The 20,615-nt window shown below is 36.9% G+C and carries 15 protein-coding genes; 9 read left to right on the top strand and 6 right to left on the bottom strand.

Annotation, left to right across the window (positions count from 1 at the left end; genetic code table 11):
- Positions 1–165: 165 nt before the first annotated feature.
- Positions 166–981 (bottom strand): ZIP family metal transporter, encoded by an 816-nt coding sequence (locus CCE82_RS04840; protein WP_086428292.1) that lies wholly within the window; start codon positions 979–981, stop codon positions 166–168.
- A 111-nt stretch (positions 982–1,092) separates the two neighbouring features.
- Here CCE82_RS04840 and CCE82_RS04835 point away from each other — a divergent pair, with 111 nt between their 5' ends.
- From CCE82_RS04835 to CCE82_RS04810, 6 genes are all read left to right on the top strand, one after another.
- Positions 1,093–2,970, top strand: a complete 1,878-nt coding sequence (locus CCE82_RS04835; RefSeq protein WP_086428291.1) for an ABC-F family ATP-binding cassette domain-containing protein — start codon at positions 1,093–1,095, stop codon at positions 2,968–2,970.
- Between the two features lie 9 nt (positions 2,971–2,979).
- Complete coding sequence (gene recQ, locus CCE82_RS04830; RefSeq protein WP_086428290.1) at positions 2,980–4,761, top strand: DNA helicase RecQ; 1,782 nt, start codon at positions 2,980–2,982, stop codon at positions 4,759–4,761.
- Between the two features lie 302 nt (positions 4,762–5,063).
- On the top strand, positions 5,064–6,023 hold the full coding sequence (locus CCE82_RS04825; RefSeq protein ID WP_086428289.1) for an ABC transporter ATP-binding protein: 960 nt from the start codon (positions 5,064–5,066) through the stop codon (positions 6,021–6,023).
- Positions 6,020–7,537 (top strand): ABC transporter permease/substrate-binding protein, encoded by a 1,518-nt coding sequence (locus CCE82_RS04820; RefSeq protein ID WP_086428288.1) that lies wholly within the window; start codon positions 6,020–6,022, stop codon positions 7,535–7,537. The genes CCE82_RS04825 and CCE82_RS04820 overlap by 4 nt, the downstream gene beginning before the upstream one ends.
- 335 nt (positions 7,538–7,872) lie before the next feature.
- Positions 7,873–8,922, top strand: coding sequence for a histidinol-phosphate transaminase (gene hisC, locus CCE82_RS04815; protein WP_086428287.1), 1,050 nt, complete (start codon positions 7,873–7,875; stop codon positions 8,920–8,922).
- A 102-nt stretch (positions 8,923–9,024) separates the two neighbouring features.
- Positions 9,025–9,561, top strand: coding sequence for a 5' nucleotidase, NT5C type (locus CCE82_RS04810; RefSeq protein ID WP_086428286.1), 537 nt, complete (start codon positions 9,025–9,027; stop codon positions 9,559–9,561).
- Between the two features lie 106 nt (positions 9,562–9,667).
- Here the strand turns inward: CCE82_RS04810 and CCE82_RS04805 are convergent, their stop codons facing one another.
- From CCE82_RS04805 to CCE82_RS04785, 5 genes are all read right to left on the bottom strand, one after another.
- Positions 9,668–10,600, bottom strand: a complete 933-nt coding sequence (locus CCE82_RS04805; RefSeq protein ID WP_086428285.1) for a diacylglycerol/lipid kinase family protein — start codon at positions 10,598–10,600, stop codon at positions 9,668–9,670.
- A 138-nt stretch (positions 10,601–10,738) separates the two neighbouring features.
- Complete coding sequence (locus CCE82_RS04800; protein WP_086428284.1) at positions 10,739–12,241, bottom strand: peptide MFS transporter; 1,503 nt, start codon at positions 12,239–12,241, stop codon at positions 10,739–10,741.
- A 355-nt stretch (positions 12,242–12,596) separates the two neighbouring features.
- The gene (locus CCE82_RS04795) at positions 12,597–14,102 is read right to left on the bottom strand and encodes a peptide MFS transporter (RefSeq protein WP_086428283.1); all 1,506 of its coding nucleotides are present in this window, start codon (positions 14,100–14,102) and stop codon (positions 12,597–12,599) included.
- 535 nt (positions 14,103–14,637) lie between these two features.
- Complete coding sequence (gene queF, locus CCE82_RS04790) at positions 14,638–15,138, bottom strand: preQ(1) synthase (protein ID WP_086428282.1); 501 nt, start codon at positions 15,136–15,138, stop codon at positions 14,638–14,640.
- A 19-nt stretch (positions 15,139–15,157) separates the two neighbouring features.
- Positions 15,158–16,039 carry a DMT family transporter gene (locus tag CCE82_RS04785; protein ID WP_086428281.1) on the bottom strand — a complete coding sequence of 294 codons (882 nt, stop codon included), beginning with the start codon at positions 16,037–16,039 and terminating at the stop codon, positions 15,158–15,160.
- Positions 16,040–16,663: 624 nt separating this feature from the next.
- Between CCE82_RS04785 and nrdI the strand changes: the two genes are divergently transcribed.
- The 3 genes from nrdI to nrdF all read left to right on the top strand — a co-directional run bounded on the left by nrdI (position 16,664) and on the right by nrdF (position 20,506).
- Complete coding sequence (gene nrdI / locus CCE82_RS04780) at positions 16,664–17,062, top strand: class Ib ribonucleoside-diphosphate reductase assembly flavoprotein NrdI (RefSeq protein ID WP_086428280.1); 399 nt, start codon at positions 16,664–16,666, stop codon at positions 17,060–17,062.
- On the top strand, positions 17,025–19,130 hold the full coding sequence (gene nrdE, locus CCE82_RS04775; RefSeq protein WP_086428279.1) for a class 1b ribonucleoside-diphosphate reductase subunit alpha: 2,106 nt from the start codon (positions 17,025–17,027) through the stop codon (positions 19,128–19,130). The genes nrdI and nrdE overlap by 38 nt, the downstream gene beginning before the upstream one ends.
- 413 nt (positions 19,131–19,543) lie before the next feature.
- The gene (nrdF, locus tag CCE82_RS04770; RefSeq protein ID WP_086428278.1) at positions 19,544–20,506 is read left to right on the top strand and encodes a class 1b ribonucleoside-diphosphate reductase subunit beta; all 963 of its coding nucleotides are present in this window, start codon (positions 19,544–19,546) and stop codon (positions 20,504–20,506) included.
- The last annotated feature ends 109 nt before the right edge of the window (positions 20,507–20,615 follow it).

The following is a 20,615-nucleotide window of genomic DNA, read 5'->3' as shown; positions in this document are numbered from 1 at the left end:
GATGACTTAATGACGCAATGTATGAATTGAAGCGTAAGCAAAGTGAGCAAACATAAAGTGTAAACAGTGTGAAAGAAAATATCTCACATGCAATGATGAAGATTGATAGTGATACAGCAACAAAAAATCCGCTCAGTGTTGAATCACATTGAGCGGATTTTTTAATTACCCTAAAGCAACATCGAGTATCATCATAATGGTAAAGCCGACCATCAAGCTGAGTGTTGCAAGATCTGTATTTTTACCGGACTGTGAATCGGGGATTAATTCTTCAACGACGACGAATATCATCGCGCCTGCCGCAAAAGCGAGTGCATAAGGGAGTATCGGTGTCACAACAAGCACAGCCGCTGCGCCCACTGTAGCAAAAACAGGTTCTACCAGTGCTGATGCTTGCCCATAGTTGAAAGCTTTCCATTTTGACTGTCCTGAAGCATGAATCGGTAATGATAATGCAGCCCCTTCAGGAATATTTTGAATCCCAATCCCAATCGCAAGTCCGAGTGCCCCTAACAACGTTGCATGTTCATTTCCTGTCGCAATGCCACCAAAAGCAACCCCGATTGCGAGCCCTTCAGGAATGTTATGCAAAGTAATCGCAAGTAACAAAAGTGTGTTTTTGTTTAGACTTGTCTCTACACCTTCTTGATGCTGTGATTCATCTGTTGCATTTTGATGCATGTGTGGAATGACATAGTCCAAAGAGCGAATGAACACACCGCCGAGTAAAAAGCCGATTGCTGCTGGAAGCCATGGTACAGCACTGTCCGAACTGCTTTCAATGGCAGGTTGGAGCAATGACCAAAAGCTTGCTGCAATCATAATACCGGCAGCAAATCCTTGCATCGAATTTAACACTTTTTCGTTGACACTTTTAAATACAAATACGATGGCAGCCCCTAATGCAGTTAATAGCCATGTGATGATACCTGCAAATAGTGCTTGTAAAAAAGGGGGCGTGTTTGAAATATAATCCAACATTGATATAGCTCCTTGTATCATTTGTTCCAAAAAAAGTGTATAATATATAGAACTGATTTAAGGTTAACAGATAAATGTGAGCAAATCTATAAGAAAAAGGGTGTATGTGTTGTGGAAGCGTATAAAATTGAGCACCTCAACAAATCTTATGCGGATAAAGTCATTTTTGATGATTTACAGTTATCCATTTCAAATCAAGAGCGAATCGGGTTGGTAGGAATCAATGGAACAGGTAAAAGTTCATTGCTCAAAGTCATTGCAGGAATCGACGAAGATTTTGATGCCGTTCAAACGCATCCGAAACAATACCGTATTCGTTATGCGGCACAAAACCATAACATAGACCCAGCGTTAACGGTTTATGAAGCTGTTTATAGTGCGGATTCCAAAGAGTTACAAGTCATTAAGCGTTATGAAGAAGCCACTGCACAATACGCAGAAAAGCAAACGGAACAAGCTTTTGAAGTAATGATGGCAGCTCAAGCTGATATGGATGCTTACAGTGCTTGGGATTATAGTGCTGAGATTAAAACAATTTTATCTAAACTAGGTATTCATGATACGACACGACGAATGCGTGAATTATCAGGTGGTCAACAAAAGCGTGTAGTTTTAGCACGTACTTTAATTGAAAAACCAGATTTATTATTATTAGATGAACCGACGAACCATTTAGATTTCGAATCGATTCATTGGTTAATTCAATTTGCAAAGTCATATCCGAAGACAGTTGTCTTTGTTACGCACGATCGTTACTTTTTAAATGAAGTAGCGACACGCATTGTAGAGTTACGAAACGGAAAGTTAGATACATATCCAGGCAACTATGAAGCTTATATTGCAATGCGAGCAGAGCGTGAAGAAATAGAAGCGCGCCAACAAACGAAGCAGCGTGCACTTTTTAAACAAGAGTTAGCATGGATGCGTGCGGGTGTTAAAGCGCGAACAACGAAGCAACAAGCAAGACAAGATCGTTTTCATGAATTAAAAGAACAAGTACAGTCTCATCAAACGCAAGAGAAGGGGTCATTGAATCTTGCTTATTCACGATTAGGCAAACAAGTATTTGAACTTGAAAATATCACGAAACGAATTGATAATCGTACATTGTTTGAAAACGTGACGACATTGATTCAAAAGGGCGTGCAAATCGGCATTGTAGGTCCGAATGGTGTTGGTAAAACAACGATGCTGAACATTTTAGCAGGTGAGGACCAGCAATATGACGGTGTATTAAAAGTAGGTCAAACGGTTAAAGTGGCTTATTTTAAACAAACTGATGAACGTCTGAATCGGGATATCCGTGTCATTGATTTCTTGCGCGAAGAAAGCGAGTTGGCACGTCAAAAAGATGGGACGACGGTTTCTGTCACGCAATTGTTAGAACGCTTTTTATTTCCGAGTGCGACACATGGTAAGAAAGTGTTCAAACTTTCAGGTGGCGAGCAAAAGCGTCTGTATTTATTAAAGTTGTTAGTGCATCAGCCTAATGTGTTGTTGCTAGACGAGCCGACAAATGACTTAGATACTGAGACGTTAACGATTTTAGAAGACTATATTCAAACATTCGGTGGCACCGTGATTACTGTGAGCCATGACCGTTACTTTTTAGATAAAGTAGTAGATTGTTATTGGTATATTCATGATGGTCAAATTGACATGATTTTAGGTCGGTTTGAGGATTATTTAGCATATCAAAAGCAACTTGAACAGGCAGCAACAAAAGTAGAGTATGTGAAGCAACAGTCAACAGAGCAACCAAAGAAGAAAAAAGGATTATCTTACAACGAAAAACGAGAATATGAAATGTTATTAGTTCGCATTGATGAAACTGAAACGCGTCTAAGTGAAATTGACGCAGAAATGATCGAAGCGAACGCAGATTATGCCAAAATCAAAGCATTAAATGAAGAGAAAGAAACGCTCGAAGCTCAATATGATACCGACATCACGCGGTGGAGTGAACTAGAAGAAATATTAGAACAATAGAGGGATAGCATGGAGCAAACATTGTCGCATTATTTTGGATACAAAACTTTTCGTCCTGGTCAAAAAGAGATTATTGAACGCGTATTGAATCATCATCATACGTTAGGTGTTTTACCGACAGGTGGTGGGAAGTCATTATGTTACCAAGTGCCAGGATTAATGTTTAAAGGAACGACCATTGTCATTAGTCCTTTAATTTCGTTAATGAAAGACCAAGTGGATCAATTGACAGCGATGGGCATATCTGCAGCATATTTGAATAGTAGTTTAAGTACACAAGCCCAAAAAGATATCGAAGCACAGTTAGTTAATGGTGAACTGAAATTTTTATACATCGCACCGGAACGTTTTGAACAAACATATTTTGAAATGTTATTACGACGCGTTGACATTTCCTTAGTCGCTTTTGATGAAGCGCACTGTATTTCAAAATGGGGACACGATTTTCGACCGAGTTATCAAGCAGTCATTCAACGTGTATTAGCCATTCCTCAGCAGTTTTCGATTGTCGCTTTGACTGCTACAGCGACGACAGAAGTACAACAAGATATTATGGAACGGTTGATGATTCAACGCCAACACTTAGTTAAAACGAGCATTCGCCGTCGTAATTTAAAGTTTCAAGTGAATGGCACATATCAACGTCAAAAGTTTGTACTCGAGTATATTCAAAATCACAGTCAAATGGCGGGCATTGTCTACTGTTCGACACGTAAACAAGTGGAAGCCTTGTATGAAGCGTTAGAAGAAGCGGATGTGCCAGTGACATACTATCATGCGGGAATGACAGCGAAGCAAAGAGATGAAGCGCAGAATGACTTTTTATATGATCGGACGCGTGTCGTTGTAGCGACTAACGCATTCGGTATGGGTATTGATAAATCCAATGTCCGTTACGTCATTCATTACAATATGCCAGGTGATTTGGAGTCTTATTACCAAGAGGCAGGGCGTGCAGGTCGAGATGGTCTAGATAGTGATTGTATTTTACTATACAGTGACCGAGATATTGGTTTACATCAATATTTTATTAGTGCTTCAAAAGCGGATGACGATTACAAGGAACGTATGGGTGAAAAGTTAACAAAAATGATTCAATATACGAAAACAAGTAAATGTCTTGAAGCAACGTTAGTGCATTATTTTGAGCCGAATGAAAAGCTGGAAGAATGTCAGCAATGTAGTAATTGTATCGATAAAAATAAAACATACAATATGACAAAAGAAGCGAAAATGATTATTAGCGGTGTCGCTCGTTTACGTCAACGCGAAGGCTATCAAACAGTGATTCAAGTCTTGCGTGGAGAAGTTTCGGACTATATTCGCCATCAAGGATATGAAAACTTATCGACGTACGGCATTATGAAAGACTATACGACTGGAGAGTTGCACCATTTAATTGATGAACTGCGCTTTAAAGGTTTCTTGAATGAACATGACGAAGTATTGATGTGTGATGCATCAGTAGAAAAATTATTGAGTGAAGATACACAAGTTTATACAACGCCTTTCAAACGTAAATCGAAAGAAACAGTGCATATTAATACTGTAGAAGGGGTCGACCGTACGTTATTTGAAAAGCTTGTAGAAGTCAGACGTGAAATGAGTGAGCGTTTAAATATGCCACCTACGAATATTTTTACAGATTATACGCTAGAGGCATTTGCGAAAAGAAAGCCTGTTACGAAACAAGAAATGATTCAGATTGATGGTGTGGGCAGTTATAAATTGAAGCACTATTGTCCTGAATTTTTAGAAGCGATACAAGAATATAAAATGCATAATTCGTAACGTATTTAATAGAGTTAAAACAAAAATTGGTTGGATATGTCGAGGTTTTTAAAGCTAGGAAAACTTAATTGTGTCCTAGCTTTCCTTTTTGACTGAACGTTCAATTATGAGACGAAATAGCGATGAAAAGAAAGGTAGCAAAGGATACGACATGTCGTTTTCATATGTTTAAAATTTTTAAGTGCAAATCAAGTTATTTTTACAATAAATTGTGCTTTAATGAGTATTATGCCTAACTATTTAGGGTAATTGAAAATGTGTAAAAATAAAATGAAATGAAAACGAAAAGATAGAGGGATTGTATGATAAAATTTAGCAATGTTTCTAAGCGTTATGATGACCGAGTCGTCGTCAATCAAGTTGATTTGCAAATTAGTGAAGGTGAATTTTTCGTCTTGATTGGTCCGTCTGGCTCAGGTAAAACAACAACAATGAAAATGATTAACCGCTTAATACCATTATCTGAAGGTTACATCTATTTTAAAGACCGTCCGATTAGTGATTATTCAGTATATGAAATGCGTTGGGATATGGGGTATGTGCTACAACAAATTGCCTTATTTCCGCATATGACAATACGTGACAATATCGCACAAGTACCGTTGATGAAAGGTTGGACAAAAGAAAAGATTGATGCACGCGTCGATGAACTATTGTCGATGGTTGGACTGGACCCAGAACAGTTTAGAGACCGAAAACCTGAAGAATTATCAGGAGGTCAACGTCAACGTGTAGGTGTCGTCCGTGCGCTCGCAGTTGATCCACCTGTCATTTTAATGGACGAACCGTTTAGCGCTTTAGATCCGATTACACGAGAAAAATTACAAGATGACTTGTTAAAATTACAAAATCAAATTAAGAAAACGATTGTATTCGTTACACATGATATCGAAGAAGCATTCAAATTAGGAGACCGTATTTGTCTACTGAATCATGGTCATGTGGAACAAATTGGGACGCCTAATGACTTTATTAAATCACCCAAAAATGATTTCGTTTGCCAATTTTTGGGTGACTTGACGAGCGTTGTACTGAATCATTTTTCACTTGGTAAAGTAGTAGAACTTGCTGGTGAAAAAGCAACAGAGGAGCAGCTGAGCCAGTATCCTGTCGTCCATGCTGATCAAACAGTGAGTGATGTTTATGATGCGCTTGTACAACATGAAGCGGTTATTGTACCAGTTGAAGGTGAACAGTGGTCTTTATCACGCCAAGACATCTTTAGCTTTTTATCAAAAAATCAGGCAGGTGAGACAGCATGAATACATTTTTAGAGACATTGAATAGTCGAAAAGGTGAGTTATTTGCTGCCTTACTTGAACATATTCAACTTTCATTTGTTGCACTACTGATTGCCGTGTTAATCGGTGTACCTCTCGGCATTTTGTTAACGAAAACGAAAAAAATATCTGAAGTGGTGATTAACATTGCAGCGGTCTTACAAACCATTCCGTCACTTGCTTTACTCGGTTTGATGATTCCTTTATTCGGTATTGGAACGGTACCTGCTGTCATTGCGCTCGTTGTTTACGCACTATTACCGATTTTACGTAATACATATACGGGGATTACAGGTGTTGATAGTTCGTTAGTAGAAGCTGCAAAAGGGATTGGTATGAAGCCGTTACGTCGTTTGACTAAAGTAGAATTACCACTAGCGATGCCTGTGATGATGGCAGGGATTCGTACAGCTATGGTGCTCATCATCGGTACAGCTACATTAGCAGCATTAATCGGTGCGGGGGGTTTAGGTGACTTAATTTTATTAGGTATTGACCGTAACAATACGTCATTAATTTTAATTGGAGCGATTCCAGCAGCGATATTAGCCATTTTATTCGATGTAGTTTTAAGAATTTTAAGCCACATCTCTTATCGTAAAATGTTAGCAACACTTGGTGTGATTTTACTGCTCATGTTGATGGTTACGATTGCACCACTTTTTTCTAGTCAAAATGAACGAATTACGATTGCAGGAAAGTTAGGAACAGAGCCATCAATTATTACGAATATGTACAAGATTTTAATTGAAGACCAAACAGACTATACCGTGTCAGTGAAAGACGGCATGGGTAAAACAACATTTTTATTCAATGCATTAAAATCAGACGATATTGATGGTTATTTAGAATTTACCGGAACTGTATTAGGTGAATTGACGAAAGAAACACCGAAATCTAAAGACGAAAAAGAAGTGTATCAACAAGCGAACGCAAGCTTAGAGAAAAAATTTGATATGACATTGTTGAAACCTATGCAATACAATAATACGTATGCATTAGCAGTGAAGCGAGACTTTGCTGAGGCACACAACATTAAAACGATTAGCGACTTGAAAAAAGTTGAAGATGACATCAAGCCAGGCTTTACACTTGAATTTAATGACCGTGAAGATGGTTATCCTGCAATTCAAAAAGCGTATCACTTAAACTTCCAAAATGTGAAAAAGATGGAACCTAAGTTGCGTTATCAAGCTATTGAAAGTGGCGATATTAACCTAATTGATGCGTATTCGACAGATGCAGAATTAAAACAATATGATATGGTCGTTCTCGATGATGACCGCAAAGTTTTCCCACCGTATCAAGGTGCACCATTGTTTAAAAAGTCATTTATTGAGAAGCACCCAGGTGTTGAGAAAGCGTTAAATCAATTAGAAGGTAAAATTTCTGATGAAGAGATGCAAGAGATGAATTATCGTGTAGCTGAAAAAGATGAGGATCCGTATGAAGTTGCAAAAGAATATCTCGAGAAACAAGGTTTGATTGAAAAATAAACATATTTTTCCAGTTGCTGTTGTTAATGTGTTTATGGGTGATGTGTTCACTTTGTTGGACCTGATTGAAATATTATAGAAGGCTGGACCATTTCTACTTTTCGAACTTTTGAAGATAAGTGATGGTCCAGCTTTGCTATATTAATGGTATTGACGTGTTTTCGTTATGATACACGTGTGAGCAATCATTTTTACTTCTGAATTGTAAAATTTTTTAGTTGAGTCGTGTTTTAGATTTCATCTATTTTGATTGGTTGTGAGTCTAGCAATTTAAGGTGAAAATCGCTATACTAGTATGTATATTTTAAAAATTCTGATTTATGGGAGGTTTAGAAATGAAGTCTCAAATTTCTAAATTAAGTGCATATCAACCTGGATTGTCACCGGAGAAGTTAAAAGAAAAGTATGGGGTTGAGGGTGAACTTCACAAACATGCTTCTAATGAAAATTTATTTGGTCCATCTCCTAAAGCGAAACAAGCGATTAAAGATCATGTGGATGACCTCTTTTTATATCCTGAACCGAATGCGCCGTTGTTACAAGAAGCGATTGCCGCGCATTATGGTGTTGATAAAGCACAAGTTCTTTTTGGCGCGGGCCTTGATGAAATGATTATTATTATTTCTAGAACTTTAGTGCGCGCAGGAGACAATATTGTGACGAGTGCGGGTACATTTGGCCAATATCTTCACAATGCAGTCGTAGAAGATGCGGAGACGATTCAAGTGCCACTCATTGATGGGGCGTTTGATTTAGACGGTATTGCAGCAGCAGTGAATGATAAAACAGCAGCGGTATGGATTTGTAACCCGAACAATCCAACTGGTACATACCATACACATGATGACATCGTGGCGTTTTTAGAAAAGATTCCTTCACACATTCCAGTATTTATGGATGAGGCTTATGCGGAATATGTGACTGCTGAAGATTACCCAAAAACGTTAGAATTAATGAAGCAATATGATAATGTCGCGTTAATGCGTACGTTCTCCAAGGCCTATGGTTTAGCAGGATTACGTATCGGCTATCTCATTTCTACGCCAGAATTAGCTGCACAATTAAATGTGATTCGTCCGCCATTTAATACGACACGTTTATCTGAACAAGCGGCATTGAAAGCGTTAGAAGACCAAGCGTATTTACAACAAGTCGTAGAAACGAACCGTGTTGAAAGAGAAAAGTTCGTAAATCTTGAAACATCTTTAAAAATTTATCCGTCTCAAACGAACTTTGTCTTTGTAGAGACAGACCGTGCGAAAGAATTGGATGAAACATTGTTACGTAACGGCATTATTGCGCGTCTTTTCCCAACTGGTGTCCGCATTTCATTAGGTTTCCCAGAACAAAATGAAGTTATTCGCAATGTATTGAAATCATTTTAATCCTAAAAAATAGCATCCTTATCGTGTGCGGGAATCATCAAGCATCGAGAAAAAGTATGTTATGATAAAGCGGTGAGATGAATGTATACAAGGAGCGATAACATGAGAACTTCAATAGGGATAGATATGGATGAAGTACTGGCAGATACGATGGGCGCGATTTTAGATGAGTTGAATCGCCGTACACAATTAGGTGTGACAATCGATCAAATCGCTGGAAAAAGAATTTATGAAATCATGCCAGAACATACGAAAGAAATCCGTGATATTTTGGCATCAGATGGCTTTTTCGGTCGTTTAGATGTGATGAAAGATGCACAAGAGGTCGTTGAAAAGTTATCCAAGCACTATGATATCTACATTGTCACAGCTGCGATGGATGTACCGACATCTTTCCACGATAAATATGAATGGTTACTGAAACATTTCCCATTTTTGGATTCACAACAATTTGTGTTCTGTGGGCGTAAAGATATTGTCGCAACAGACTATTTAATTGATGACAATCCGCGTCAATTAGGGGGACATACTGGGAAGCCGTTGATGTTTTCAGCACCGCATAATGAAGGGAATACCGATTTTGAACGTGTGAATAATTGGAAAGAAGTAGAAGCTTACTTTTTCGGTAAAGAAGCATAGTATTTAAAAAATTGCGGGAACAGATTTTACATTGTTTCTGAACATCATAAAAAGAGGCGCTCGGGCAGTTACTTTCCTGAACGCCTCTTTTTTATTGTTTTAAACTCTAGTTATCATTGGCTTGTCCCGGTTCAACCGTCAGTAATTCAATCGCTTGTGGAATGATTTCAATATCAACCGGTGTTTCTAAAGCAATTTCACCATCGATATCGACACGCATTGTTGGCTCAGTATGCACGTGAATATGGCGGCTCGGAATGTGTTGGATATTGTCACTAATTTCACTCCACGTCATACTATCTCGTAAACTAAAGATATCTTTAAGAATGCTCATACTATAGTTATTAAAGATAAATGTATTCAGTTCGCCATCACTAGGAGACATTTCCATAAGTGGGATTTTGCCGCCACCAATGAACCGACCGTTTGCAATTAACAACATGGATGTCTCACCCGTATACGTTTGTCCGTCAATATCTAATGTATAGTTAAATGGTTTTGGATTCGAAAGTGTTTTAAGTGTTGAAGTAATATAACTTAATTTGCCAAACAAGTCTTTAGATTTACCTTGGACATTTTCAGCATTTTGGACCATCAAACCAATACCTGCAAAGTTTAATACATAACGATCTTCAACTTTCATCACATCATATTTTTGCGGTGATGAGAGCAAGAGGTCATGACTTGCTGGGCCTGCTTTAGTAGATAAGTTGAGTGTTTTGGCAAAGTCGTTAAACGTACCGCCTGGAATAATACCGACTGGGAGGTTTAAGTCATATTTTAAGACACCATTAATTAATTCATTGACCGTTCCATCGCCACCTAAAATGAACAGGACATCGATATGTTCAGAATTGCCTTGTGCTTGAATATGTTGACAGTATTTTTCAATGTCACCTTCATTTTCACTTAATTGAATGGTAAATCTTTTGCAGAGTTGGGTGAGCGCTACTGTTACTTCGCCCAAGCCTTCGTGTATTTTGTTGAGTCCTGAATGTTGGTGATAAAAAAGAACGCCGTGCTCGTATTGTGGTGCCATAAGAATGCTCCTTTCAATTCGCATACACTTACCTGTATACCGCAATTGTCGTCATGTTAATCATAGTAATTTCAAACGAGCGAAAAAATAGGGTGAGCGTACGAGGAATAACCCAATCGTATACTCACCCTTTTAATATTAACGGATGCCTTTCATTGCTCTTAAAATAAATGGTGAACCGATCACTGCCAATATAGCGACAACGACCGCAATACCACCGATAAGACCGAAATAGTTTTGGTCTCCAATAATAGGCTGAAGTTTCACAAGTTGTGCATTAATCGCTTGTGCTGTTGCGTTTGTTAACAACCATAAACTCATCATTTGAGAGTTGAAGTTTTCTGGTGCAAGTTTAACAGCTGAACTGTTTCCTGTAGGTGAAATACAAAGCTCACCAATCACACAAATGATATATGACAAGATAATCCACACAAACCAAATATTATTGCCATTGTATGCATAAATGACAAACATCATCAGTATGAATGAGCCACCTGCTAAAAATAAACCTAAAGCAAACTTAATCGGTAAGCTTGGTTCAAAGCGACCTAATCTTCTCCATAACCAAGAAATCACTGGTGCAAAGACAACAATGAAAAATGGGTTAATCGATTGGAACCATGTCACAGGGAATACACTTTCCCAACCGAATAAGTTAAAGGCAAGGTCTGCTTTTTCATCCGCATAGACAGCAAGTACGTTAGCACCTTGTTCTTGAATCGACCAGAAAATAACACCGACAACAAATAAAGGAATAAATGCGATAACACGTGAACGCTCAATATCTGTTGTATCTTTACTCACAATCATAATCGTAAAATAAACAAAAGGTAATGCAAAACCTAAAACTAATACGATTAAACTCACTAAATTAAAAGAAAGTGTACCCGTCATGTATGAGATGAGCACTACTAATACGATAGCAGCGATAATCACACCAAAAATCACGCCATACTTTTTCTTTTCTGCTGGGCTTAAAGGATTCGGTGCGTCAACCCCGATTCGACCTAAATTACGCTTATGGAATAAAAGGTAGAATAGGAGTGAAATTCCCATACCAATGGCAGCAATTAAAAAGCCACCGTGGAAGTTTCCAACGCCTCTAAAATGGTCTAAAACGAGCGGAGAAATAAAAGCCCCCATATTCACCGCCATATAGAAAATAACGAAACCTGAATCAACACGGCTATCATCTTTAGGATAGAGACGACCTACAATATTTGAAATGTTCGGTTTCATTAGACCTGAACCGATGATAATAAAGAACATCGATGACAGTAATCCTGTTAAACCAAATGGTAAGCTCAAACAAACATGACCGATAATAATTAAAACAGCGCCATAAAACATCGAGCGTCTTGTTCCGAGTATTCGGTCAGCTACCCAGCCCCCTAAAATAGATGTCATGAAGATTAACGAGCCATACACAGCTATCAACGATTGAGCGAATGTTTTTTCGAGCCCTAAACCACCCTGACTTACGTTGTAGTAAATGTAGTAAATCAATAGGGCACGCATACCGTAATAACTAAATCTCTCCCAGAATTCTACGGTATATAATACGCCTAAACCACGAGGATGGCCGAAGAATCCTTTTTGAGGAATCTCTTGTACAGCTTTTTCGTGTGATAATTCTGACATTTCAATCAATCCTTCCTATCTGAACAAAACATATAATAGAAAGTTTACGCCTGATGAAAATAAATAGCAATTAGTTTTTTAAAAATAATAAAATTTTAAAAATTCAGACAAAATATAAAGTTATATATGGTTAAGTTATACACTATGCGTAGCGGTATAGTTTTGGGCTAACATATGGAATATATTAGATAAATAAAAGAAAATAGGAGCATTCATCTTTTATCGAATATGCTTATTTTGATATTGAAAAAACGAAATGGGCGATGTAGTGTAATAAGAAAGTTTTTTGAAAATAATATCAGAGGTTGAGAACGACCTTGTCCCAACCTCTGATATCTATGAAAAAGTGTTTAACTTATTTCACACCTTGCATTAAGTTTTTAATAAATGGTGAAACGAAAATTAAAATGATACCGATGGCCACTGCGAATAACCCTGAATAAAGGAAATACTGGTCTGTGCTCATGTGGACATAAAGATTAACCATTTTTGTGTTTAAACCTTGTGCCATGGCATTAGATAAAAACCATATACTCATCATTTGTCCAGCAAAAGCTTCAGGTGCAAGTTTTGTTGTTGTCGATAAACCGATAGGCGATAAACAGAGTTCACCGAATGTAACAAGCAAGAAACTCGCAACTAACCAGAATGGATTAATCAAACTGTTGGTATCTGGAATAATCATAATTAAATACGAAAGACCAGCTAAAATAACACCGAGCGCAAATTTAACAACAGTTGGTGGATTATAACGACCAAGTCTTACCCATAATGTTGAGAAAATTGGCGCCAAAATAATAATGAAAAATGGATTTAAAGATTGGAACCATGCAGGTGGGATATGAAAATCAATTAATCCACCTGTAACTTTAGCTAACTCAAGCTCTGTTTTCGTATCTGAGAACTGTGCTAACACCGTTGATCCTTGCTCTTGAATCATCCAAAAGGCAACAGACGCAATGAACAACGGAATATACGCAAAAACACGTTTACGTTCAAAATCTGCTGTTTTCTTACTTAAAATAATTTTCGTAAATAAGAGAATCGGTAGGAGTACACCTAAAAATGTAATGATGTTCGAGAACGTGCCAATTGTTAAATGACCTGTTTGTTGAAGTACAACGCCAATCACGAGAAGCACAACGACAATGCTACCGACAATTTTGATAAGTTTTGAACGTTCTTCCTTCGTTAATGGATTAGGTACTTCTACACCCGCAAGACCGAGTGACTTTTTATTTGTGAGTAAATATGCCAATAAACCGAAAAACATCCCTACAGCCGCAATTGCAAAGCCGACATGGAAACCGATATTGACTTGCACCCATCCGATGATAAGTGGTGATAATAAAGCCCCTAAATTGATACTCATATAAAAGATAGTGAACGCCGAATCCATACGTGCGTCATTCTTATCGTATAATAAGCCTACTGTTGAAGAGATATTCGGCTTTAATAGACCTGTCCCCATAATTAAAAAGAGTAAGGCGATAAGTAATAAAACGAGACTGTTCGGTAGTGACATTAAAATGTGACCGACCATAATTAAAACAGCACCATAAAACAGTGCGTGACGTGTTCCTGTAATACGGTCAGCAATCCAACCCCCGATGACCCCACTCATATAAACTAAAGCGCCGTATATAGAAACGATTTGAAGTGCGACACCTTGATCTAGACCGAATCCACCTTTAGCTACTGAATAATAAATATAGAAAGCCAAAATCCCTTTCATTCCGTAGTAGCTAAACCGTTCCCAAAATTCTGTAAATACAAGCGTGCTTAACCCTTTTGGATGACCGAAGAATCCTGAACGAGGTGTACTGTTAAGGATCTCTTCTTTTGTATAATGTGAACTCATTGACTACTTTCCCCCCATTCAAATCAAGTTAGACTTATTTTATAACTTAATGGTATGGGAGACAAGAATTTTTTAATGCAAAGAACATTTTATAATATATTTTTATGGTTAAGTTAATATATATAGTTTTAGTCTTGATATATAGTTAACTAATTTTTTTGATGTATATTCCGATATATTCACTAGACTTTATCGATTTGCGCATAGCATTTTTCTAGTTGACAGTAAAATGTATTGAAAATTTAGGCCGATTGTATTTGTAAGCAAATTAAAAAATGGATATCACAAGGCTAAATTTAAATTTTTTGCTATGAAAAGATTTGAAAGAAAAAATTTGGAGTTGGATATAAATAGGGGGCTAAGGTGTATATAGTCATATTAATAAGATTTTGTATATATAATAGTAGAAAAATTGTTGACGATATAAATTTAGCGTTTTCAAAAAGAAGTGATGTAATGATTTTATGAAGTAAAAAATAAAAAGAGAACGGCTAGAACATGAGATTGGTCCGCCGCGCTCTTAATAGTTTAATTTTTATCGATTGTCGATTTTTTCTGGATACATGTCATGATTCATCAGACGATGTTCTGCCATTTTTTCATATTTCGAATTTGGACGACCGTAGTTAGTGTATGGATCGATTGAAATGCCGCCTCGTGGTGTGAACTTGCCCCATACCTCAATATAGTGTGGGTCCATTAACTCAATTAAGTCGTTCATAATAATATTCATACAGTCTTCATGAAAGTCACCGTGGTTACGGAAACTGAATAAATAAAGTTTTAAAGATTTAGATTCGACCATTTTGACATTTGGAATATATGAAATGTAAATGGTAGCAAAATCAGGTTGCCCCGTAATTGGACATAAAGATGTGAACTCAGGACAGTTAAATTTAACAAAGTAATCACGATTTTGGTGTTTATTATCAAATGTTTCTAAAACATCTGGGCGGTAATCAAAGTTGTAAGTGTTATTTTGATTGCCGAGAAGTGTAATATCTTGTAATTCGTCTTTTGAACGTCCTTCTGCCATGAGGAAGGCCTCCTTTATATTATTTTGATGGTTGTTGACGATGCTTAGAACGTGTCGAGCGTCGTGCTTTTTCGAACATATAGTAGCTTGCACTTAAAATAATGATATAACCGATAATAGCGTAAAAATCAGGTGATTCATTAAATAAGATAAAGCCGATAATCGCTGTGAAAATGATTGACGCATAAGTAAAAATCGAAATATCTTTTGCCGGAGCGTAACTATATGCGACGGTAATACCAATTTGGCCTACTGCAGCGGACAGACCTGCCAAAATTAAGTAAATGATTTGAATCATGCTCATCGGTTCAAATGTAAATGCGACGAACGGTATCAGCACAATCACCGAAAATAATGAGAAATAAAATACGATCGTGTATGGGGCTTCTCGTGTACTTAAAGCACGTACAGCGGTATATGCTGAAGCTGCGAAAACACCTGATAAGAGTCCAACTATCGCCGGAATGACATCAGATGAAAATTCAGGTTTAACGACAAAAAGCATACCAATAATTGCGACGACCATTGAGGTGATTTGATATTTTTGAATAAATTCTTTTAAAAAGATGAGGCTTAACAATATCGTCCAAAAAGGATTCAATTTCATAAGAATGTCAGCATCACTTAACACCATGTGATCAATCGCGTAAATGTTTAACAGGACGCCCATTAAACCTAAGACAGACCGTGTGACTAATAAAGGTTGACTGCTGAGTTTACCGAAGAAGGGCTGTTTATATTTAAGAATAAAGAATAACGGAATAAACATGGCAACGAAATTTCGAGCGAGTGATTTTTGAAATATGGGTAAGTCGCCAGATAGACGAAAAAAAACTGCCATAAAACTAAAACCAATAGCAGAAATTAAAATAGCGATGATTCCTTTCACTTTAGTATTCATGATATCGCCTCTTATTGATAAAAATTTGACTTATACATAGTAGCACAAAATGATACAACTTGCATTATATCTTGCAATTTTACTAAAAGGTTATACAATAAAAGAGAACGTATGTTCTTAATTTTAGTTATATATAAACCTTTCAGCCAAGAAAGTCAAGTGAGAAATGAACTTTCAATCTGAAAAAATTTTTTTATTCTTCAAAGTGGTTGATATCATCGCTTTTGATGACAATGGGTGACAAAAGTTCCAATTTATCTCTTTAAATTAAGAATAGAGTTCTGTATAATGAAACACATAATATAGTATGAGCGAACGAAATCAAACACAATATGTTGTGTTTGATAGGTGAGTAACATCACAAGAATGGACAAAATCAATGGAGGTTTACACGATTTTGAACATTCTATTTCTTTGATAATCTACATATTGTAGTTGAAAAAATGTAAGTTATTATTGTACGGCAATAATGACGTATTAGCAACTTTTTAACTTATTTTAAAAATAGAACTATAGCAAATATATGTTCGTACTTTATTCAATAACATTTATATTGCGAATGAGAGAAAGTCATACTGAATGATACGTGAGTCATTTATCTCGGAAGAAAGGTGGTTATTCAGGATGAAAGTGGTATTTTATTCTTTTACTGGTAATGTCAGACGATTCGTTAAACGCACAGAACTTGATAACACACTAGAGATTAATGAAACGAATGCCTCAGAAGAAATTACAGAGCCATTTGTTATTGTAACAGGGACTATTGGTTTTGGTGAGGTACCTCAACCAGTCCAAAAATTTTTAGAAATAAACCATGAAAATTTAAAGGGTGTTGCAGCGAGTGGAAATCGTAATTGGGGAAGCAACTTTGCGAAAGCAGGTACAACGATTGCCAATACGTACCACGTCCCTTTACTTATGAAATTTGAACTACACGGTAATACCCAAGATACAACGGAATTTAAAGAGAAGGTGGTCAATTTTTATGAAAACTATGGAACAAAAACAGTACAAGCATATTGAACTTAACAACCAAGTGACTAAAAGAAATGAAAACGGCTTTTTTCAACTTGAGAAAGACCAAGAAGCACTTGAGATTTATTTAGAAGAGATTCAAGACAAAACCGTTCATTTCGACAGCGAACTTGAACGCCTTCACTTTTTGGTTGACAATAACTTTTATTACAATGTGTTTGAAGAATACAGTGAAGCACAGCTTGTTGAATTAATCGCATTTGCAACAGCGATTCCATTTCGCTTTGCAAGTTATATGTCAGCAAGTAAATTTTTCAAAGATTATGCATTAAAAACGAATGATAAGTCACAATATCTTGAAGACTATCATCAACATGTGTTCATTGTGTCACTCTACCTTGCAAAAGGGAACGTTGAACTTGCTAAACAATTAATCCAAGCGATGGTCGAGCAACGTTACCAACCAGCGACGCCAACATTTTTAAACGCTGGCCGTGCACGTAGAGGCGAGTTAGTTTCATGTTTCTTACTAGAAGTAGATGACAGTTTAAACTCTATTAACTTTATTGATTCAACAGCTAAGCAATTGAGTAAAATTGGTGGCGGTGTCGCTATCAACCTTTCTAAATTACGTGCGAGAGGTGAAGCGATTAAAGGCATTAAAGGCGTGGCAAAAGGTGTGTTACCGATTGCAAAAGCGCTTGAAGGTGGCTTTAGTTATGCCGATCAGTTAGGTCAACGTCCAGGTGCGGGCGCAGTGTACCTTAACATTTTCCACTATGATGTAGAAGAATTTTTAGATACGAAAAAAATTAACGCGGACGAAGATTTACGTCTTGCAACGATTTCAACAGGTTTAATCGTGCCGTCTAAGTTTTTCGATCTCGCTAAAGAAGGTAAAGATTTCTTCATGTTTGCGCCCCACACTGTGGAAAAAGAATATGGCGTAACACTAGATGACATTAATATTGAGGATTACTACGATGAACTTGTCGCAAATCCAAATATTATGAAGAAAAGTAGAGATGCACGTGAAATGTTAAATATGATTGCACAAACACAATTGCAATCGGGCTATCCTTATTTAATGTTTAAAGATAATGCGAACCGTGTGCATCCTAACGCTCAAATCGGTCAAATTAAAATGAGTAACTTATGTACAGAAATTTTCCAACTACAAGAGACTTCAGTGATTAACGACTACGGTGTGGAAGACGAAATTAAACGCGATATTTCTTGTAACCTAGGTTCATTAAATATTGTGAATGTGATGGAGTCAGATCAATTTAGAGCTTCTGTACATACAGGTATGGACGCGTTAACAGTCGTAAGTGATGAAGCGAATATTCAAAATGCGCCAGGTGTGAAAAAAGCGAACAGTGAACTGCACTCAGTAGGTCTTGGTGTCATGAACTTGCATGGTTATTTAGCTAAAAATCATATCAGTTATGAATCAGAAGAAGCGAAAGATTTTGCGAATGTGTTCTTCATGATGATGAACTATTACTCAATCGAACGTTCAATGCAAATTGCTAAAGAACGTGGTGAAGCATTTGCAGATTTTGATAAGTCAGATTATGCAAATGGTCGTTATTTTGAACGCTATACTTCTGAAGACTTCTTGCCACAATCTGAAAAGGTGAAGGCATTGTTTGAAAACCATCCAATTCCTACACGTGAAGATTGGAAAGCATTACAAGCAGAAGTAGAAAAATATGGTTTATACCACGCATACCGTTTAGCAATTGCGCCAACACAGAGTATTTCATATGTACAAAACGCGACAAGTTCAGTGATGCCAATTGTAGACCAAATTGAACGTCGTACTTACGGTAACTCAGAAACATTTTACCCAATGCCATTTTTATCACCACAAACAATGTGGTATTACAAATCGGCTTTCAATATCGATCAAATGAAACTGATTGATTTAATTGCAACGATTCAAACACATATTGATCAAGGAATTTCAACGATTTTATATGTGAATTCAGAAATTTCAACACGTGAATTGTCACGTTTATACGTATATGCACATCATAAAGGCTTAAAATCATTGTATTATACACGTAATAAATTATTGAGTGTAGAAGAATGTACAAGCTGTGCTATTTAATGTTTATATCAATTAACGAAGAGACATAAATTTATATGTCCAATTAAGATTCTTGGTTACTTTAATAGCATTCATAGGCACAAAAGCTATGAGAAGTGGGCTAGGACATGAAATTTTTTGATTGCCATTAATCTTAACTGATTTTACATTTCCATAATTTGATTGCGCTTATTGTGAGGAATGGGGTTGAGAAAACGCAATTATGTTCTAGCCCAAATAGAAGTAACCGTATGTGGGGGCGGGCAATGACTTAATGAGACCTCTATTTGAATCGTTCAGTCATCCTTGCCAGAGTGGGACGGTGCATTATGAGATGGCTGTCCCGCTCGTAACTTTAAAAGAATTTAGGGAATGGGGCACGAGTTTGTCCCATTTGTCATACATCATATAAAAGATAGGAGCAGAGAAGGTCAATGATAGCTGTAAATTGGAATACACAAGAAGACACAACGAATATGTTTTGGCGTCAGAACATCGCTCAAATGTGGGTAGAAACGGAATTTAAAGTCTCTAAAGATATCGCAAGTTGGAAAACTTTAACAGAAGCAGAACAAGAAGCATTTAAAAAAGCATTGGCAGGTTTAACTGGATTGGACACACACCAAGCAGATGATGGTATGCCTTTAATCATGCTACACACGAAAGATTTGCGTAAAAAAGCCGTGTACGCATTCATGGGGATGATGGAACAAATCCATGCTAAGAGTTATTCGCATATTTTTACGACGTTGTTACCTTCCAAAGAAACGAATGAATTATTAGATAAATGGGTGATTGAAGAGCCGCATTTAAAGTACAAATCTGATAAAATCATTAGCAATTACCATAAACTTTGGGGGAAAGAAGCTTCTATTTATGATCAATATATGGCACGTGTTTCGAGTGTCTTTTTAGAAACTTTCCTATTTTATTCAGGCTTTTACTACCCGTTATATTTGGCTGGACAAGGCCGTATGACGACATCAGGAGAAATCATTCGTAAAATTTTATTAGATGAGTCTATTCACGGTGTGTTCACTGGTTTAGATGCACAAAGTTTACGTAATGAATTATCAGAAAGTGAAAAACAAAAAGCTGACACAGAAATGTATAAGCTATTAGAAGATTTATATGCAAATGAAGAATCTTATACACATAGCTTATATGAACCGATTGGCTTAGCTGATGATGTGATGAACTATGTGCGCTACAATGCCAACAAAGCACTTTCAAACTTAGGATTCGAACCTTATTTTGAAGAACGTGAATTCAGCCCGATTATTGAAAATGCGTTAGACACATCAACGAAAAACCATGACTTCTTCTCGGTTAAAGGTGATGGTTATGTTCTTGCATTGAATGTAGAATCATTGCAAGATGAAGATTTCATTTTTTAATGATTAAAGTATAAAAGAAGAGTGGAACAACAGTACGTTCGAAAGGACATCATGTTGTTTCGCTCTTTTTTGATACACTTGCTTTTTGAGAAAAATGGAAGTGATTTTA

Origin of the sequence: Staphylococcus cornubiensis (assembly GCF_900183575.1) — a bacterium.
GTDB classification, from domain to species: domain Bacteria; phylum Bacillota; class Bacilli; order Staphylococcales; family Staphylococcaceae; genus Staphylococcus; species Staphylococcus cornubiensis.
This window is presented reverse-complemented; position numbering and strand designations above follow the sequence as displayed.

Bases quoted from the DNA above. Each gene is read 5' to 3' on its own strand.
- CCE82_RS04785 (WP_086428281.1), bottom strand. From the start codon at position 16,039: ATGAATACTAAAGTGAAAGGAATCATCGCTATTTTAATTTCTGCTATT.
- nrdE (WP_086428279.1), top strand. From the start codon at position 17,025: ATGAAAACTATGGAACAAAAACAGTACAAGCATATTGAACTTAACAAC.
- CCE82_RS04825 (WP_086428289.1), top strand. From the start codon at position 5,064: ATGATAAAATTTAGCAATGTTTCTAAGCGTTATGATGACCGAGTCGTC.
- CCE82_RS04800 (WP_086428284.1), bottom strand. From the start codon at position 12,241: ATGTCAGAATTATCACACGAAAAAGCTGTACAAGAGATTCCTCAAAAA.
- recQ (WP_086428290.1), top strand. From the start codon at position 2,980: ATGGAGCAAACATTGTCGCATTATTTTGGATACAAAACTTTTCGTCCT.
- CCE82_RS04795 (WP_086428283.1), bottom strand. From the start codon at position 14,102: ATGAGTTCACATTATACAAAAGAAGAGATCCTTAACAGTACACCTCGT.
- hisC (WP_086428287.1), top strand. From the start codon at position 7,873: ATGAAGTCTCAAATTTCTAAATTAAGTGCATATCAACCTGGATTGTCA.
- nrdF (WP_086428278.1), top strand. From the start codon at position 19,544: ATGATAGCTGTAAATTGGAATACACAAGAAGACACAACGAATATGTTT.
- CCE82_RS04820 (WP_086428288.1), top strand. From the start codon at position 6,020: ATGAATACATTTTTAGAGACATTGAATAGTCGAAAAGGTGAGTTATTT.
- CCE82_RS04840 (WP_086428292.1), bottom strand. From the start codon at position 981: ATGTTGGATTATATTTCAAACACGCCCCCTTTTTTACAAGCACTATTT.
- CCE82_RS04805 (WP_086428285.1), bottom strand. From the start codon at position 10,600: ATGGCACCACAATACGAGCACGGCGTTCTTTTTTATCACCAACATTCA.
- nrdI (WP_086428280.1), top strand. From the start codon at position 16,664: ATGAAAGTGGTATTTTATTCTTTTACTGGTAATGTCAGACGATTCGTT.
- queF (WP_086428282.1), bottom strand. From the start codon at position 15,138: ATGGCAGAAGGACGTTCAAAAGACGAATTACAAGATATTACACTTCTC.
- CCE82_RS04810 (WP_086428286.1), top strand. From the start codon at position 9,025: ATGAGAACTTCAATAGGGATAGATATGGATGAAGTACTGGCAGATACG.